The sequence below is a fragment of the Paraburkholderia sp. RAU6.4a genome (assembly GCF_050435625.1).
Classification (GTDB): domain Bacteria; phylum Pseudomonadota; class Gammaproteobacteria; order Burkholderiales; family Burkholderiaceae; genus Paraburkholderia; species Paraburkholderia tuberum.
In genome coordinates, this window is record NZ_JBNDKQ010000003.1 from 446,909 (window position 1) to 463,475 (window position 16,567).

General features: G+C 63.6%; 17 protein-coding genes and 1 pseudogene. 6 read left to right on the forward strand and 12 right to left on the reverse strand.

Annotation, left to right across the window (positions count from 1 at the left end):
* Positions 1–112 precede the first annotated feature (112 nt).
* The gene (locus OKW40_RS26525) at positions 113–709 is read left to right on the forward strand and encodes a molybdopterin-dependent oxidoreductase (protein ID WP_429492495.1); all 597 of its coding nucleotides are present in this window, start codon (positions 113–115) and stop codon (positions 707–709) included.
* Here the strand turns inward: OKW40_RS26525 and OKW40_RS26530 are convergent.
* Entirely contained in the window at positions 704–904 is a 201-nt protein-coding gene (locus OKW40_RS26530; protein ID WP_184064755.1) for a hypothetical protein, read from the reverse strand. The genes OKW40_RS26525 and OKW40_RS26530 overlap by 6 nt on opposite strands.
* A 139-nt stretch (positions 905–1,043) precedes the next feature.
* Here OKW40_RS26530 and OKW40_RS26535 point away from each other — a divergent pair, with 139 nt between their 5' ends.
* The 5 genes from OKW40_RS26535 to OKW40_RS26555 all read left to right on the forward strand — a co-directional run bounded on the left by OKW40_RS26535 (position 1,044) and on the right by OKW40_RS26555 (position 7,521).
* Entirely contained in the window at positions 1,044–1,454 is a 411-nt protein-coding gene (locus tag OKW40_RS26535) for a DUF2946 domain-containing protein (RefSeq protein ID WP_018423374.1), read from the forward strand.
* Between the two features lie 184 nt (positions 1,455–1,638).
* Positions 1,639–3,912, forward strand: coding sequence for a TonB-dependent receptor (locus tag OKW40_RS26540; protein WP_429492497.1), 2,274 nt, complete (start codon positions 1,639–1,641; stop codon positions 3,910–3,912).
* Between the two features lie 70 nt (positions 3,913–3,982).
* On the forward strand, positions 3,983–5,485 hold the full coding sequence (locus OKW40_RS26545) for a PepSY-associated TM helix domain-containing protein (RefSeq protein WP_429492499.1): 1,503 nt from the start codon (positions 3,983–3,985) through the stop codon (positions 5,483–5,485).
* A 99-nt stretch (positions 5,486–5,584) separates the two neighbouring features.
* Positions 5,585–6,379 carry a DeoR/GlpR family DNA-binding transcription regulator gene (locus tag OKW40_RS26550; protein ID WP_429492501.1) on the forward strand — a complete coding sequence of 265 codons (795 nt, stop codon included), beginning with the start codon at positions 5,585–5,587 and terminating at the stop codon, positions 6,377–6,379.
* On the forward strand, positions 6,376–7,521 hold the full coding sequence (locus tag OKW40_RS26555; RefSeq protein WP_429492503.1) for an MFS transporter: 1,146 nt from the start codon (positions 6,376–6,378) through the stop codon (positions 7,519–7,521). Before OKW40_RS26550 ends, OKW40_RS26555 begins: the two co-directional genes overlap by 4 nt.
* A 183-nt stretch (positions 7,522–7,704) precedes the next feature.
* Here OKW40_RS26555 and OKW40_RS26560 read toward each other — a convergent pair.
* From OKW40_RS26560 to OKW40_RS26610, 11 genes and pseudogenes are all read right to left on the reverse strand, one after another.
* Positions 7,705–8,424 (reverse strand): annotated as a pseudogene (locus tag OKW40_RS26560) (sterol desaturase family protein); the annotation flags it as partial.
* Positions 8,425–9,040: 616 nt separating this feature from the next.
* Positions 9,041–9,388 (reverse strand): M23 family metallopeptidase, encoded by a 348-nt coding sequence (locus OKW40_RS26565; RefSeq protein ID WP_429492505.1) that lies wholly within the window; start codon positions 9,386–9,388, stop codon positions 9,041–9,043.
* A gap of 74 nt (positions 9,389–9,462) precedes the next feature.
* Positions 9,463–9,690: a hypothetical protein gene (locus OKW40_RS26570; RefSeq protein WP_013092139.1), complete on the reverse strand. Its 228-nt coding sequence runs from the start codon at positions 9,688–9,690 to the stop codon at positions 9,463–9,465.
* Between the two features lie 97 nt (positions 9,691–9,787).
* The gene (locus OKW40_RS26575) at positions 9,788–9,931 is read right to left on the reverse strand and encodes a hypothetical protein (RefSeq protein ID WP_167368704.1); all 144 of its coding nucleotides are present in this window, start codon (positions 9,929–9,931) and stop codon (positions 9,788–9,790) included.
* A 50-nt stretch (positions 9,932–9,981) separates the two neighbouring features.
* Positions 9,982–10,272 (reverse strand): hypothetical protein, encoded by a 291-nt coding sequence (locus OKW40_RS26580; RefSeq protein ID WP_429353281.1) that lies wholly within the window; start codon positions 10,270–10,272, stop codon positions 9,982–9,984.
* Between the two features lie 246 nt (positions 10,273–10,518).
* On the reverse strand, positions 10,519–10,851 hold the full coding sequence (locus OKW40_RS26585) for a DUF2322 family protein (protein ID WP_184064378.1): 333 nt from the start codon (positions 10,849–10,851) through the stop codon (positions 10,519–10,521).
* A 45-nt stretch (positions 10,852–10,896) separates the two neighbouring features.
* Positions 10,897–11,175 (reverse strand): hypothetical protein, encoded by a 279-nt coding sequence (locus OKW40_RS26590; RefSeq protein ID WP_429494013.1) that lies wholly within the window; start codon positions 11,173–11,175, stop codon positions 10,897–10,899.
* A 178-nt stretch (positions 11,176–11,353) separates the two neighbouring features.
* Positions 11,354–12,205: a carbohydrate ABC transporter permease gene (locus OKW40_RS26595; protein ID WP_018423397.1), complete on the reverse strand. Its 852-nt coding sequence runs from the start codon at positions 12,203–12,205 to the stop codon at positions 11,354–11,356.
* Between the two features lie 10 nt (positions 12,206–12,215).
* Positions 12,216–13,190: a carbohydrate ABC transporter permease gene (locus OKW40_RS26600; protein WP_184064375.1), complete on the reverse strand. Its 975-nt coding sequence runs from the start codon at positions 13,188–13,190 to the stop codon at positions 12,216–12,218.
* A 57-nt stretch (positions 13,191–13,247) separates the two neighbouring features.
* A complete protein-coding gene (locus OKW40_RS26605; RefSeq protein ID WP_184025475.1) occupies positions 13,248–14,501 on the reverse strand; it encodes an ABC transporter substrate-binding protein in 1,254 nt (417 codons plus the stop codon).
* Between the two features lie 85 nt (positions 14,502–14,586).
* Entirely contained in the window at positions 14,587–16,566 is a 1,980-nt protein-coding gene (locus OKW40_RS26610) for a beta-galactosidase (RefSeq protein ID WP_429492508.1), read from the reverse strand.
* Between the last annotated feature and the right edge of the window lies 1 nt (position 16,567).

Genomic DNA, 16,567 nt, shown 5'->3' on the forward strand with positions numbered 1-16,567 from the left:
CGAATGACGCGTTAATGAAGCATCGCCGTATCACGTGCGGCGACAATTCTCCGACAATAGAAGAGCGCGCACCTCACCACGCGGCGCCTCGACGACACCCGGAGAAAACGTAATGAACAAACGCCAGTTCCTGACCAGCGCCGCGGCACTGGGCGCGGCGGTCGCGCCCGCATTTGGCGCGAAGCGCGAGCACGCCGAATGCGGGCCGTCTCCGGTCGTCCTGACGATCTCCGGCGCGATCAAGCACAGCAATCGCGGCGCGCTCAATCCCGCTTTCGATCAACTGCTGGCGAAGCACCAGGTGAAGTTTTCGCAAGCGTACGGCGTCGATCTGCCGTGGCTCGCCCGCATGAAGACCGTGACGATCCATCCGACGATCGAATACGATGCGCACATGCATACGTTTAGCGGCCCGCTGCTCACCGACGTGCTCGCAAACGTCGGCGCGCCCGACGCGGGCAGCACGCAAATCGTCATGCACGCGGTCGATGGCTACGCGGTGTTGACGACGCTCGACAAGGTGCGCGAGTATCACTTCATCGTCGCGACACAAATGGACGGCAAGCCGCTGGCGCTCGGCGGCGTGGGGCCGTTATGGGCGATCTACGACGCCGATCAGATTCCCGAACTCGCGGCCAAGCCACTGAAGGACCGCTTCGAATTGTCGCCGTGGGGCCTGTATCACATGCAGCTCACAGAAGCGTCATAGCGCGCCGCCGAATCGCTCGACGCACGCCTGCCGCACGCGCTCGACCGAGCTCGCCCACTGACCCAGCGCGAACGAACACGCACCGGCAATATTGAACGCTTCGGCCCGCTGATCGTTCGGCAAGGCGGAATCTTCGAGCTGCGGCGCGACGAGGGGCAACGCGTCGACGAACTGCCCGGCCGAACATAGCGCCACGGCTCGCTGGTTGTCGCCTCGGCCTCGGCGCCCCGAAATAAGCGCTTTTTCACCGTCGAATCCGCCGTTATGCCCGTCATTGCGAATGAAAGGATCGCGCGGTGATGCTAGAATCGCGCCCGTCTTTTCTTCGACGATCATGACTCGACACTCGCGCAACCACCTGACCGCATGGCTTGGCCTCGTCGCCATGTGGCTCGTCGTGTTCGCGCCGCTCGTGAGTCAGTTGCTCGAATCGGGCCGCGCCCACGAGCCGATTGCCGCGCTATGTTCGGCGCTTCATCCGGCTGGTGCAAGCAATGTGAGCGATGCGAGCGTCGTCGCTCAAACCAGCCCCGCGCCCGTGCATCTGAGCCACGACGATGCCTTCGGCGCCTGCGGCTACTGTCATCTGCTCGAACATCACGTCGCGATGCCGACGCTCGCCGCCGTCGAGCCGCCGGCCGCGCTGCCGCTGGCCGGCACTGCGCCGCCCACGCTGTCCACCCGCTTCACCCCGCTTGGCGCCTTCCCGTCGGGACGTCCGCGCGCCCCACCTGCCGTTTCCTGATCGCTACCGGTTCTGATCGCGCCTTCGTCGCCCACATCGACGAGGCCTGCGATCGCCTGTTCAATGCATCGAGGAAACGCTCATGTTCAACTTCGCGCTGCGAAGGCTCTCTTATTGCGTCCGTCGTGACGCTGTCTTTTCCGCTCATCGCGTGGTTCGTCGTTCCGTTCTATGGCCCGCGCTCATGCCTGCCTTCGTGCCGGCTTTCGTCGCAACACCCACGCATGCCGCCGACGCAAACACCGACGCGACGCTGCCCGCCGTCAGCGTCAGTGCAAGCGCAAGCGCGAGCGCCGCACCGCGCGCCGTCGACCCGAACCTGCCGGCCTCCGTCGAAACCGTGACGCGCGATCAGTTCGCGAACTGGAACGTCGTCAACACCGAGGACGTGCTCAAGTACATGCCGAACCTGGCGGTACGCAAGCGCTTTACCGGCGATCTGAATTCGATCATCGCGGTGCGCGGCACCAGCAATACGCAGAGCGCGCGCGGCCTCGTCTATGCGGACGGCTTGCTGCTGAGCAACCTGCTTGGCAATAGCTATTCGTTTCCGCCGCGCTGGTCGATGGTGTATCCCGACGAAATCCAGCAGGTCGACGTAATCTACGGGCCGTTTTCCGCGCTGTATCCGGGCAATTCGCTCGGCGCGACCGTGCTGATCAGCACGCGCATGCCAAAGCAGTTCGAGGCCAACGCCGACGTGAAGGCATTCACGCAGCACTTCAGCCTGTTCGGCGTGAACCAGAGCTTCAACGGCAGCGAAGCGAGCGCGTCGATCGGCGATAGCATCGGCAAGTTCTCGTACCGGCTCGGCGTCAATCATCTCGAGAACACGAGTCAGCCGCTGCAATTCGCAACACTCGCTAAATCGACCACGCCCGCCAAGGCCGGCGACACGCCCGTCACCGGCGCCTATTTCTACAACAACCAGACCAATGCGCCGACGGCCGTGCTCGGTGTGAACGGCGAAGGCATCGAGCACACGGTGCAGGACCAGTTCAAGCTGAAGATGCAGTACGACTTCACGCCGACGCTGCAGGGCGGCTTCACGCTCGGCTACTGGCACCAGACGTACAACAGCGAAACATCGACGTTCCTGCGCGACGCGGCCGGCAACCCTGTGTACAGCGGCAACGTATCGATCAACGGTTACCACTACACGATTCCGGCGGCCGCGTTTGCGCCGGGTGTCGGGCACAGCGAGAACTGGCTCTACGGCGTGTCGCTGAAAACGCGCAACGCGACCGGCTGGAACGGCGAGGCGATCGCCTCGTATTACGACATCGGCAATGGCGTCGCACGCACCGCGAATGCCGGCGGCCCGGGCAATGGCCCCGGCACCGTGCTGTTCAACGACGGCACCGGCTGGAAGACGCTGGACCTGCGCGGCACCTATACGCCCGCGACGAACCAGCCAGGACTGGCCAATCACGCACTGAGCGTCGGCTACCACTACGACAACTACTTCGTCGACAACCAGACCTACAACACGCTGAACTGGCGCGACGGCGACGCGACCTCGTTCGCCAACGCGTTCACCGGCAAGACGCAGACGCAAGCTCTTTATGCGCAGGACGCGTGGCGCTTTCTGCCGCGCTGGAAGCTCGTCTACGGCGCGCGCTATGAAGACTGGCAAGCCTACGATGGCGCACAGTCGCTGCCCGGCACGACGATCGCGTACAGCGATGCCAGCCAGCGCCACCTTTCGCCGAAGGCGTCGCTATCGTTCGATGTCAGCGACGAGCTGACTTTGCGCGCGTCGATCGCTCGCGCGTATCGCTTTCCGACCGCGAGCGAACTGTTCCAGGGGCAAATCAACGGCTCCGCGATCGTCAACAACAATCCATATTTGCAGCCCGAAGACGATCTGTCGAAAGAGCTGAGCGCCGAATGGGCGCATTGGAATGGCGTGTTCCGCTTCTCGCTGTTTCAGGACGACGTGAAGAACACGATCTTCAGTCAGACCGACACCACCGTGATTCCGAACGTGACGAACTTCCAGAACATCGGCAAGGTTCGCTCGCGCGGCGTCGAAGCAAGCTATTCGGGCGAGGACGTGTTCGTGCGCGGGCTCGATCTGCTCGCGAGCGTCGCGTACACGCAGTCGAAGATCCTCGAGAACGCACGGAATCCGGCCTCGGTCGGCAAGTACTTCTACCGCATTCCGCTGTGGCGCGCGAATCTTGCCGCGACGTATCACTTCGACGCGCGCGCGGCGCTGACGCTCGCTGCGCGTTACTCGGGTCGTCAGTACAACACGCTGACGAATACCGACACGAACCCCAACGTGTTCGGCGGCACCAGCACCTACACGGTTGTCGACGCGAAGTTCACGTTCAAGCCGACGAAGCTCAGCGAACTCGGCATCGGCGTCGACAACCTGTTCGACGCGCGCTACTTCGTCTACCACCCGTATCCGGGCCGCACGTTTTATGTCGAAGCGAAGCTGCATATCTAAGCCTGATGCAAGACGCGGCAAACCGCTTGTCGCACACGAACCATCGACCCATTTGCCCGACGAGGATTTCATGTCCACGACTCGAACCGCCGAACGCGTGCGCGCGCAGAACGGTACAACCGCCGCCACGAGCGGCCCGACACATCCAGGCTATCGAACCCTGTGGCGCTGGCACTTTTATGCGGGCCTCTTCGTGATGCCTTTTCTACTCGTGCTCGCCATCACCGGCACGCTGTATTGCTTCCAGCCGCAGATCGAGCCGCTGCTTTATCGACAGCAACTGGTCGTCGCACCGCAGGCCGTCCGGAGGCTGGCCGACAACGCACTGCTCGCGAAAGCGCGCGCGGCGATGCCGCCCGGCTCGATCGCGACGACCGCCGTGATCACGCGCGATCCGCAACGCAGCGCCGAATTCGTATTTCGTCTCGCGGACGGCACGCAGCAGAGCATCTATCTGAATCCGTATAGCGGCGAGGTGCTGGGCACGCTGAGCGTCGAGCATCGCTTGATGCAGGTGGATCGCATGCTTCATCGCAAGCTGCTGCTCGGCAAGCCCGGCGAACTGCTGATGGAACTGGCCGCATGCTGGACGCTCGTGATGATTGGCACCGGCGTCGCACTATGGTGGCCGCGCGGCAAAACCACCGCGCGCGCGGTGCTGCTGCCGCGCCTGGCGCTGAAAGGACGTCCGCTATGGAAAAGTCTTCACGCGGTGATCGGCATCTGGCTCGCGCTTGGCGCACTTGCGTTCGTATTGACGGGGCTGCCGTGGACCGGCTCGTGGGGCAAACAGTTCAAGGCGTTCGCGACCGCGACGAAGCTTGGCGCTCCGCCGGGCGCGTGGGGCGGTTTGCCGTTGCGCTCCATCGTGCCGGGAACGCCCTCGGACCACCCGGGCCACGCGAGCGCCACGCTCGCGCATGCCACGCGCGCCGACATGGGTTCGATGCCCGGCATGGTCATGGACGACCTGCCGTTGCCGCTGACGCCGTGGGCCGCGGGCAACGCAAGCGTGCCCTCTTCCGCGGCCACCGACGCGGCGCAGCCTCTGTCGCTCGGGCATATCGTCGCGCTCGCCGCGTCGCTCGGTATCGCGGACGGCTACCGCATCGTGCTGCCGAACTCCGCAGCCGGCGTCTACACGCTCTCCTATTTCCCCGCGAATCCCAAAGACGAACGCACGCTGTACGTCGACCAATACAGCGGCGCGATCCTGAAGGACATTCGCTACGGCGATTACGGCGCGATCGCGAAGGCCGTGTCGTACGGCACCTCGCTGCATATGGGTCGCTACTTCGGCGTCGCGAATCAGATACTGTGCGCGGCCATTTCGCTCGGCCTTGGCGCGCTCGCTGTGACCGGCTTCGTGATGTGGTGGAAACGTCGGCCGCAACGCTCGCTCGGCGCGCCGTCGCGCGAGCGCGCCGCACCGCCGATGCGTGGCTGGACAACCGGCCTCGCGCTTCTCGGCGTCGTTTTCCCGCTGATGGGCGCAACGCTCGTCGCGGTGTGGCTGCTCGACCGGCTGGTTTTCGGCCGTGACTCACGACCGGAACCGAACGGCGTCGCGTGAGATCAGGACGAGCCGGGGCGCACCGCTTGTGCCCCACGAGCGTTTACGATATATTTTGCTCGATTATGATCGATTCACGCCGAAACGGAGACGAGATCCATGCAGCGAACCCGGGAAGATGCGATCAACGGGCTACTGCCCGAGCAGCGCGAAGCACTGATTCTGGAGCGATTGCGCACGCGTGGTCGCGTGCTCGCGGCCGAGCTGGCCGCCGAGCTGCAGATCTCCGAGCACACCGTGCGCCGTCATCTGCGCGATCTCGCGGATCAGGGGCACTGCAAGCGCGTGTACGGCGGTGCGCTACTGATGTCGCCCGCCGACAAACCCGCGGCGCTGCGCATGCATGAGGCCGTCGATCGCAAGGCACGCCTTGCCGCGGCGGCCGTATCGATCGTTCGTCCGAAGCAGATCGTGCTGCTCGACGCGGGCACGACGAACGTCGCGATCGCGTCGGCGCTGCCCGACAACGCCGGCCTGACCATCGTCACGAATTCGCCCGAGGCCTGCGCGCGGCTGCTGAACCGCCCCGGTATCGACGTGATCCTGATCGGCGGCCGCATCGCCGGCGGCGCGGCGGGCTCGCTCGGCGCGACCGCGCTGCTGCAGATCCAGCAGATCCGCGCGGACCTCTGTTTTCTCGGCGCCTGCGCCTTCGACCCCGACGAAGGCGTCGCCGTATTCGACGCAGAGGACGCCGAACTGAAACGCGCGATGGTCAAAGCGAGTAGCCAGATCGCCATCGCACTGACCTCGGAAAAGCTCATGACAGCGGCGCCGTTCGCGGTAGCGCCTGTTTCGGCCGTCGATTATCTGTTCGTCGAAGCGGACGTGCCGGACGCGCGTCTCGCGAGCCTCCGGGCCGTCTGCGATAACGTGATGGCGGCACGCCCATGAACTCACTCGTCAGGGAACGCATCGCGACGCTCGCCGTCTTTCTCGCCAACGGTTTCGGCATCGGCGCATGGGCGGTCGAGGTGCCGCGCATCAAGGAAAGCCTGGCGCTCAGCGACACCTCGCTCGGCATCGCGCTGTTCTGCTTCGCGCTCGGCGCCATCGTTGCGATGCCGCTCGCGGGACAGCTCGCGCCGCGCGTCGGCAGCGGCCGCGCCACCGCGCTGCTCGGCGCGGCATTCGCGATCGCGCTGCCGTTGCCCGCGCTCGCGCCGGGCATGCTGACGTTGTGCGTGGTGCTGTTTGCGCTTGGCGCGTCGAACGGCGCGCTCGACGTGTCGATGAACGGACATGCGAGCGCGATCGAAACACGCTGGCGCGCGCCGATCATGTCGTCGTTTCATGCCGCGTGGAGCGCGGGCGGCCTGCTTGGCGCGGCGAGCGGCGCGATGTTGCAGAAAGGCGGCGTCGGCGTCGTGGGCGGGCTGTTCGCGCCCGATCTGTTGATCGCGGCCCTGATCATTTTCGCCGCGTCGTTTGCGTTGCGCGATATCGGTCCGCGCGCGGCCGCCGCGTCGAGCGGCTTCGCATGGCCCGACAGCAGCGTGATGAAACTGGCGCTGCTCGCGTTCATGTGCATGCTCGTCGAAGGCGCGGTGGCCGACTGGAGCGCGGTGTACCTGCGCTCCACGTTGAACCAGGAAGCGAGCGTCGCCGCGATCGGCTACTCCGCGTTCGCGTTTTCGATGGCGGCCTGCCGGATCGCCGGCGACGCATCGGTGCGGCGCTTCGGTTCGAGCAAGGTCGTCGCGCTCGGCGGTCTGATCGCGCTCGCCGGACTCGCGCTCGTGCTGAGCCTGCCGACGGTGCTGACCGCGTGCGTCGGCTTCGCGATGGTCGGCATCGGTCTCGCGAATATCGTTCCGGTGATTTTCAGCGCGGCGGGTCGCTCGAACGCGACGCCGGCGATCGGCGTGTCGATGGCGGCCACGTTCGGCTATGCGGGCTTTCTGGTCGGGCCGCCGCTGATTGGTTTCGGTGCCGGCGTGCTCGGCCTGCGCGCGGCGCTGGGCGTGCTCGTGATGGCCACGCTGATCGTGTCGCTGCTGGGCGGCAAGGCGGTGCGCGCCGCGCAACCCGCCTAGCCAGCGTTATTTCGCTTTCTTGTCGAGCACGGCAAGCGGCTTGCGAACGGGTAACGCATCGCGTGCCGCATGCTGACCCAATGGCCAGCTGAACGCGCCCAGCAGCGAGCTCGGCTGCGTACCATCGTCGAGACCGGTGGCCGGCCACTCGTGTTTCGCGGGCACCCAACGCGTGCCGAACACGTGATCCCACATCGGCAATAGCTGCGTGAAGTTGTGATTGAAATGCTCGGCGCGAATCGAGTGATGCAGCCGGTGATACTGCGGATTGTTGACCCACGTGACGTAGCGGCCAAGGTCCATGCGCAGATTCAGATGCGCGAAGTAGTTGCCGAACATGAACACGATCGAGGTTGCACCGACGATCCACGGCTCGACCTTGAACAGTACGCCGACGAGCGGATAAAGCAGGCAGCCCTTGAGCAGCACTTCTATCCAATGATGCCGCAACGTGATCGTCACGTTGAAATCCACCGCGCTATGGTGCAGCGAATGCAGCTTCCACAGGATGGGCCATGTGTGCTGCAAGCGATGAAACGCGTATTCGAGGAAATCGATCGTCAGCAGCACGATCACGAACGAAGCTAGCGCGCCCCACCCGCGCGACACCAGCACCACCATCCCGCCGCCGAGTGCATTGACGATCGCGACGCTCGCGGCTGCCGTCAGCGGCTTCGTGGCTTCCGCCAACGCCAGATACAGGCCCGCATACGCCATGTTCAGACGCTGCCCCGCGCGCGATTGCAGCAATGCGGCTGGCCAGCGACGCTCGAGCAACGCACCGACGCCCATCATGACCAGCACGAGCGCGTAGGCTTGCAGCCATAGGCTCGCGTGGTGCAGCAATGCGGGAAACGGGCTCGACGCTAACATGAAATTCCCTGATGCGGCGGTCGTTAGCATGATCTTCGCAGCCCGCCGGCCCGCACGCAAGCGCCCTTTAGCGGGGGCCCGCCGCGAATTCAGCTTCACCCGCAAGCACGGAAAAAAATGGCGGGGTCATCGCTTCACGCCGTCACGATCGCGAGCGGACGTTAGATGCAGCCGTATCGTCCGCTCGCGTCGTCGTTGTTTGTCGACATCCGTTTGCTATTGGCCCCGCCGCACCTCGCAAGTTGCGCCAAGCTCCCCGAGCGCGAATCGCGAGACTTTTGCTGCCGTCGGCATTTGTTCACTGCGTGAAATTCCGGCTGCAACATGTGTAGTTCTTGTGCATTCGTCATTGCAATGGCTATGCCATGCTGGAATGAAGGCCTGCTACGTATGGAGAAATGCCTGCCGGGGCAGTTCGAAGCGGGCCTGATCGCACGCAATGCATCGGAAATGAGACGCCGCGGGGATGCCCCGACGCCTTCGTGCTGGCTCGTACACGTCGTTCCACGCGCGCGGGAATACCCGAACGCGCATTGACGGACCAAGGTTTGCGACCCGTACCAGTCAACATGCCGACACGTCATGCGACGAAAGCGCGCCTGAATCATGCGGACCGGCGTGTCGCAAAGTTGAGACGGCAAGCGGCTTACAGCAGCGCGGTCAATTGCGCGACACGCGACTCGAACTGCCGTAATTCATCGCCGGCAAGCGACCTCTTCTGCGGCAGGTCGACCTTGAGCGGATCCTGCGGCACATCGTTCACGTGGACCTCGAAATGCAGATGCGGTCCGGTTGCCCAACCGGTCTTGCCGACATAGCCGATCACCTGATCGCGCATTACGCGGCTGCCGGAGCGCAGTCCTTTCGCGAAGTGCGATAGATGCGCGAACGTCGTAGAAAACGGTGCGGGGTTCTGAATGACGACCACGTTGCCATAACCGGCCTGACGGCCGATAAAGCGGATTACGCCGCGCGCGGTGGCACGCACGGGCATGTCGGCGCAATCGCGCTGCGCCGACGAGAAAACAAGCCGGAATATTCGACTCGGCCGCGCGGACGTCGACCGGGTTACGACAACGAAGCAAGCATGTTCGACAGCCGTCGGACATGGGCCTTGAACGCGTCGCTCGTTTCGCGGTTCGTGGTGGGATTCAGATGCGAGCTTTCGGCGAGTTGCGCCTGCTCGTGAAAGTCGTTGGCGATCCTGCGCTTGATATCGTCGGGCAGCGACCGCACGATGGAGACCAGCAAAGCCTCTTCGGCATGCAGCATGCCGAGAATCGAATGTGTGTCCATACGGGAACCTCCGTGGGGAACATCGTCGGTGCCGGCCGGCAGTGGCGCCGGCGCTCCTCATGTTACCCCGTTGGTTCCGCGTCGTTGGTCGTGCGCGTTACTCTGCGATCGAATAGCGCGACGGACGAGCACGCGGCTGCTCCGCCTCACGCTCGACGCGCGGACTCGCGCCGCGGATGAACAGGACCGCGCAAAACGCGACCATGGCCCAGATGCAAAGAATGACGGTCAAAGCGCTCATGTCAGTTTCCGGTACTTCGGGATAGTACGGTGATGCTGCCGCGTAGGTTGTCAATGCAGCGTGGACCGCTCGGGCGCACCGAACAGCAGCTCATCGATCAGGGCGGTCGTGAACGTCAGCTGCGTTTCGAGCGATTGGCGCGCGGCTTGCGCGCCGGCTTCGTCGCTCCGGGCGACGGCCGCGTGTGCCTGCGTGGCCAGACGCACGATGGCTTCGGAACCGCGTTGCAGTTCGCGCATCGCGCGGTCGTCCGGACCCGGCGTCGGCTGATCCCGTTCCGAGGTGGTGAGTTCCGGCAGGTCGGCGTCGAACCGGTGGGGTTTATTGTGACGGGAAGACATCCGGGGCTCCTGACGGAAAAGCGCGATATACGCGACGGGACGAACCCAGTGTGCGCCGCCCCCCGCGTTTCAATTCACCGAACAGAAGCCGAATCTGAAGCCAATCCGGGGGCTTCGGGAAAAACGAGGGTTTTTACCAAGCAATTAGCGCAGGTGGGCCGCAAATCCCGTCGCCGGGGCGTTGGAATTCGCGGCAGCGGCAGGAAAACGTCTACCTTGCCGGCGCGGAAAAGACTTTGAGCGGCCTCAAGCTGCCGGAACAACGTCGATGCGCAATGCCTCGCCGCCGGCGGCAATCGCCAACAGGTGATCGACGTTCGGATGCGCGCCCGGACGGTTGCGCGCGTCGGCCGTATGCTCGGCAAACAGCGCGAGGCCGTGTTCGGCCGCCTTCGCGTCGAGCGTGCCGAACGCGCCGCGCAGGTAGTTGTACACCGCGAGCGAGCCCTGCTTGCCAGGTTTGTTCTCGATGCTAGCGACCACGGTACCGCTGCCATTGACCAGATCGATGCGTGCGATGCCGTCGATCGCCGGCATTCTGGCGAGATTTTCCTTGAAAACGTTGCTCGGTTCGATCATTGAAACCACTCCTTCCGTTCTAAAAAATGCATGGCGGGCCGTATCTTATCCGATGGGCGGCGAGCGGGCGAATGGGTGGCCACGACGGATAGGCACGCGCATCTGATACCTGGTGTACTTCGCCTGTACGACCAACCCGTTCGCGTTGACGGGCGGCGCCAGCCGCACGCTGACGTGGACGCTGAAGTACGCTGATCCGGCCTGATAGCGGCAGGCGCCTTCCTTCCTGTTTTCAGGCAGGAAGGCCTCGTTCGATGGTTGATACGGGTAGCAGCCATACCGGTAGCAGAAGTTGGACTTCGCGATCGAAGTCGGCGAAGGCAAGCGGCCTCTCGATAGTGCGCGCGCGGCGTTGAATGCCGTTATGCAGCGGGTCAACCCGGCGTCAGCTGAAAAGCGTTGATCGAGAAGTCCGCGTGCGAGCAGCGGTTCGCCACACCGAAAAAAAGCCCGCTTCCGCGGGCAACCCTTCTCTACGCAGCAGCGCCACGCGTGAACAGCATCACCCCTTCGTCGCGCCAAACGTCAGACCCGCGACGAAATGCTTCTGCATCGCAAAGAACATCATGACCGATGGCAGCGCCGCCAGAATCGATCCCGCCGAAACGAGATTCCACGCGGTCGTCCACTGCCCTTTCAGCGCGGCCACGCCGACCGTGATTGGCGCGGCGTCATCGCCTTGCGTCAGACACAAGGCCCAGAAATAGTCGTTCCACACGAACGTGAACACGAGGATCGCCAACGCCGCGAGCGCGGGACGAATCAGCGGCAGCACGATCCTGAAGAACACGGTCCACTCGTTCGCCCCTTCGATGCGCGCCGCCTCGACCAGCTCGAATGGCAGCTGCTTGATGAAGTTGCGCAGAAACAGCGCGCAAAAGCCGGTCTGGAACGACACATGAAACAGAATCAGCGCGCTCACGGTATTGAACAGACCGAGTTGCAACGACAGATCCCGCACCGGAATCATCAGCACCTGGATCGGCACGAAGTTGCCCGCGACGAACGTCGCGAACAACGTCGAATTGCCGCGAAAGCGATAGATCGCCAAGGCAAAGCCCGCCATCGCCGCGAGTGCGATCGAACCCACTACGGAAGGAACCGTAATCAGCACGCTATTCCAGAAGTAATGCAGCATCGGCGACGTCGTCAATGCCTCGCGATAGTTATCGAACATCGCGAAGTGCTTCGGCCATCCCCAGTAGTTGCCCTCGCTCAGTTCTTCGGTCGAACGCACGGACGTGACCAGCACCGCGATCATCGGCAACAGCCAGATCACGAGTGCAATCGGCAACGTCAGTTTGTATGCGCGGCGCGTGGCCGGCTTCCATTTGTCGATCGGAATCGGAAACATCAGCGGCTCCTCATTGCTCGGCGCGCAGCATCCGCCGCAGGTGATAGACGATGTACACGAGCATGATGCCGAACAGCACCACCGCGATCGCCGCCGAATAGCCGATGCGGTAGTACTTGATCGCCTGGTCGTACATGAAATAGGCGAGCACCGTCGAGCTTTCGAACGGACCGCCGCCCGTCATCACCGAAATCAGATCGAAGCTGCGCAGCGCGCCGATGATCGTCACGACGATCGCCATGAACGTCGTGGGCCGCAACTGCGGCAGGATGACATGCCAGAGCATCGACCAGCCCTGCGCGCCTTCCATTCGCGCAGCTTCGATCTGCTCGGCGTTCAACGTGGTCAAGCCGGTCAGATAAAGAATCATGCAGTACGCGGTTTGCGGCCACAGCGCCGCGAACACGATGCCGAGCGTCGCATAGCGCGGATCGCCGAGCACCGGCACGCCGTGGCCGAGCATCATCGCGAGCAGGCCGAAGGTCGGATCGTAGAACCATGAAAAGATCAGTCCGACCACGACCCCCGACAACACGAATGGCGCGAAAAACAGCGACTTGACGATGCGGATGCCCGCCACCGCCTGATTCAGATACAGCGCGACGGCGAGGCCCATCGGCGGTGCGAGCAAAAACAGCACGAGCCAGATCAGGTTGTTCTTGAGCGCCGTATAGAAGGTGGGCGTATGGACCAGCTCGATATAGTTCGCGAGGCCGACGAAGGTCGGCTCGGTCATCCCATCCCAGTTGAAGAAGCTCAGACGGATCGTCGAGAGGATCGGCCACACCACGTACACGGCCACCATGAAGCAGGCCGGCGCGAGAAACAGGAACGCGGCGCGCCGCTGCCGCCGCGCGGTCGGCGTCGGGCCGCGCCGGCGCGACGCGACCGACGCGCCGCTCAGCGCACCGCTCGACGCCGGCAAGCCCGGGCCGCCGGGTTCAACAGGACCGTCGACGCTACGACGGCTGACGGAATGCGACACGATCAATCTCCCGATCCAATCCGATGCATCGGACAGCGGCCTTGCGGCCGCCGCCGCTCACTTCTTGTAGATACGCTGACGCGTCTGCTCGAGCTGCGCGAGGATGTCGTCCAGTTTCGACGGATCGGAGACGAACTGCTGCATCCCCTTCATCCCTTCGTCGGCCATTTCCTTCGTCATGTCGCGATCGTAGAACTGCGCGATACCACCCTTCGTATTCGACAGGATCTGGAAGCCGATCTTCGAAATCGGATCTTCAGGCTCCGGCGATTTGCTGTTCGCCGACAACGAGCCGAGTCCCTTTGCGAGTTGCGCACCGATCTGAGGCGTCTCGACGAACGCAAGGAACGTGTGCGCATCGGACTTGTTCTTCGCTTTCGACGGAATATGCAGCGATTCGACCGGTCCATCCTCGGCGGTCGGCACCTTGGAGTCGATGATCGGGAACTGGAAGTACCCCATTTGCGGCTTCACGTTGTCCGGGAAACCCGCCGCAATGAACGTCCCCATCAGCATCATGGCAGCCTTGCCCTGGAACAGGAACGGCTGCACCGCGTCGAGATCGTAGGACAGTGAATTGTTGATGAAGTAGCCGTCGTCGATCAGTTGCTTCCACGTCGTATAGACCTTCTTCACGCGCGGATCGGTGTACGGAATTTCGCCGGCCATCAGCTTCTGGTGAAACGCATTGCCGTTCAGGCGCAGATCGAGATAATCGAACCAGCCGGCGAGCGTCCAGGCATCGCGGCCCGCCACCGCGATCGGCGCAATGCCGGCGGCCTTCAGCTTTTTCGCGGCGTCGAGAAACTCGTCCCACGTTTTCGGCTCGCCCTTGATGCCCGCCTTCTCGAACAGGTCCTTGCGATAGAACATCCCCCACGAGTAGTACACGGTCGGCGCGGCATACTGCTTGCCCTTGTACGACGATGCTTCCTTCGTCGACGCATACATGTCGTTCCAGCCGTTCTTCTGCCAGTCGCCGGTCAGATCCTCGAACAGGCCACGCTGCGCGTAATACGCCATACGCTCGCCGTCGTGCCAGTTGACGATATCGGGCGCGACAGTCGAAAGCCAACCCGGCAACTGAACCTTGTAGGCTTCCTCATCGATGAACGATACCTTCACGTCGATCCCGGGATGCGCCTTCTTGAACTCGTCGACCACCTGCTGCCAAACCGCGCGCTGGCTCGCGCCCTTGTACGCGATGTTCATCGCGAGCGTGGCCGCCTGCGCGGTGCTGACGACCGAGGTCCCCGCGGCAACCGCGGCCAGCGCGAGCGCCAACAGAATCTTGCGTGGTTTCAGTTTCATCCTGACTGTCTCCTTCTTTCCATGGTTTTTACGTCGTTGTCGCTTCTATATCGAATGACTGCGTGGAATTGCCAAGGCCAGACTTCTATTGCGAGCGGTAGACCGCTACCCCTTGCGGCGCCACCTCCCGGGAGCCGATCACGAATGCGTCGTCGGAAATGTCGTCGAGCGTGTGGGTGCTATCGCCATAGTTGAACACATACGTCATTCCGCCGCGACGGCTGATGCGCACGCTGTCGCCGAGTGCCTGCGTTTCGAGGCCCGCTTCCTGCGCGATGCGCGCGAACAGGCGCACGGTCAAGGCGTCGTCGAACAGGCTCGCGAAGTAGTGATACGCGCCGCTTCGCACGTACGCCGGATGATCGTCCGCGAAACGCGCGCGCACGTCGAATGAAGATGATGCATCGCTGTCGATGAAATCGCGCCAGTGTCGCGCGAAGCCCTCGGCGGCACCGCCCTGCTGTTCGAGCACCACCGCTTCGGTCACGTTCGGCCGCATCGATTCGACGCGCCACACGCGCAGCGGCAGCACCGACGTCAATGCGCCCGGCGGCAGATTCGCCGGAATCCGCAGCTCGCGCGTCTTCGAGCCGGTGCGTGGACCGAGCACGACCTGCGCGCCCGAGCGTGCGAGACGTTCGGCGAAATCGTCGGGCACGACCGGCAGCGGCGGCACGACGACGAGGCTATAACCATCGAACGATGCATCGGCCGGCACGACATCGACGTCGAGTCCAAGCGCGCGCAAAGCCGAGTAGTACTCGAACGCGAACCGCGGATAGTGAAAGTCCGCGCCCTGCGGATGAATCTCGAACAACCACTTCGCTTCATAGTCGTAGACGAGCGCGACTTTCGAGCGGATCGACGCATTGGCATCGGCGTTCGCGGCGAGCACCGCGTGAATTTCGGACGCCACCCGCGATGCTTCATTGCCGCCGACGTCGAGCCGGTTATCGGGCGTATTGAGACCCGCGTGCATCTGCTCCTGCGCGAACGGCGCCTGACGCCAGCGGAAATACGACACGCAGCCCGCGCCGTGGGCGAACGCTTCCCAGCTCCACAGCCGCACCATGCCCGGCAGCGGCGCCGGATTCCACTGCGCCCAGTTCACCGGTCCCGGCTGCTGCTCCATCACCCAGAACGGCAGCTTCGACATGCCGCGATAGACGTCGTGATTGAACGACGCGAAGTCCGGATGACCAGTGCGCAACCAGCGCGCCTTGATGTCCGGCGCGAACCACTGCTCTTCGAGCGCGCCGAGCGGATAGCTGTCCCACGTTGCGACGTCGAGATCGGCCGCGACCTTGTAGTGATCGAACTCGGTGAAGAGCTGCATGAAGTTGTGCGCGACCGGCCGCCCCGGCGAATGCGCGCGAATGATCTCGACCTGCATGCGGTTGTAGCGCGCCACTTCGTCGGATGCGAAGCGCCGGTAGTCGAGACGATGCGAAGGATGCGCCTCGGTCACGGTGCCGACCGGCGCGTCGATTTCTTCGAAGCCGCGGTACTCCATGCTCCAGAACACTGTGCCCCACGTCTCGTTCAACGCCTGGATCGTGCGATAACGCGCCTTCAGCCACTCGCGAAAGCGCGCGACCGCGGCCGGCGAATAGCTGACCACCGTGTGATGACAACCAAATTCGTTATCGGTCTGCCAGAAAGCGACCGCCGGATGCTTGCCGTAACGCTCGGCCACCGCCGTGCAAATACGACGCGAAGCCTCGAAATACGCGGGCGACGAGAAGTCGTAATGACGCCGCGAGCCGAACGCGCGCGGACGTCCATCGGCGCCGACCGGCAGGATCTCCGGATGACGATCGATCAGCCACTTCGGCGGCGTCGCGGTCGGCGTACACATGACGACCTTCAGGCCAGCCGCGCCGAGCACGTCGACGGCGCGATCGAGCCAGCCCCAGTCGTATTCGCCGGGAGTCGGCTCGATCCGGCTCCAGGCGAATTCCGCAATCCGCACCTGCTCGATGCCGAGCGCTTTCATCCGGCGCGCGTCGTCGTCCCACATCGACTCGGGCCAGTGCTCCGGGTAATAACAGACTCCAAGACGCATC

Coding starts and splice junctions, on each gene's coding strand:
- OKW40_RS26525 (WP_429492495.1), top strand. CDS start 113: ATGAACAAACGCCAGTTCCTGACCAGCGCCGCGGCACTGGGCGCGGCG.
- OKW40_RS26535 (WP_018423374.1), top strand. CDS start 1,044: ATGACTCGACACTCGCGCAACCACCTGACCGCATGGCTTGGCCTCGTC.
- OKW40_RS26540 (WP_429492497.1), top strand. CDS start 1,639: ATGCCTGCCTTCGTGCCGGCTTTCGTCGCAACACCCACGCATGCCGCC.
- OKW40_RS26545 (WP_429492499.1), top strand. CDS start 3,983: ATGTCCACGACTCGAACCGCCGAACGCGTGCGCGCGCAGAACGGTACA.
- OKW40_RS26550 (WP_429492501.1), top strand. CDS start 5,585: ATGCAGCGAACCCGGGAAGATGCGATCAACGGGCTACTGCCCGAGCAG.
- OKW40_RS26555 (WP_429492503.1), top strand. CDS start 6,376: ATGAACTCACTCGTCAGGGAACGCATCGCGACGCTCGCCGTCTTTCTC.
- OKW40_RS26565 (WP_429492505.1), bottom strand. CDS start 9,388: ATGCCCGTGCGTGCCACCGCGCGCGGCGTAATCCGCTTTATCGGCCGT.
- OKW40_RS26570 (WP_013092139.1), bottom strand. CDS start 9,690: ATGGACACACATTCGATTCTCGGCATGCTGCATGCCGAAGAGGCTTTG.
- OKW40_RS26575 (WP_167368704.1), bottom strand. CDS start 9,931: ATGAGCGCTTTGACCGTCATTCTTTGCATCTGGGCCATGGTCGCGTTT.
- OKW40_RS26580 (WP_429353281.1), bottom strand. CDS start 10,272: ATGTCTTCCCGTCACAATAAACCCCACCGGTTCGACGCCGACCTGCCG.
- OKW40_RS26585 (WP_184064378.1), bottom strand. CDS start 10,851: ATGATCGAACCGAGCAACGTTTTCAAGGAAAATCTCGCCAGAATGCCG.
- OKW40_RS26595 (WP_018423397.1), bottom strand. CDS start 12,205: ATGTTTCCGATTCCGATCGACAAATGGAAGCCGGCCACGCGCCGCGCA.
- OKW40_RS26605 (WP_184025475.1), bottom strand. CDS start 14,501: ATGAAACTGAAACCACGCAAGATTCTGTTGGCGCTCGCGCTGGCCGCG.
- OKW40_RS26610 (WP_429492508.1), bottom strand. CDS start 16,566: ATGCGTCTTGGAGTCTGTTATTACCCGGAGCACTGGCCCGAGTCGATG.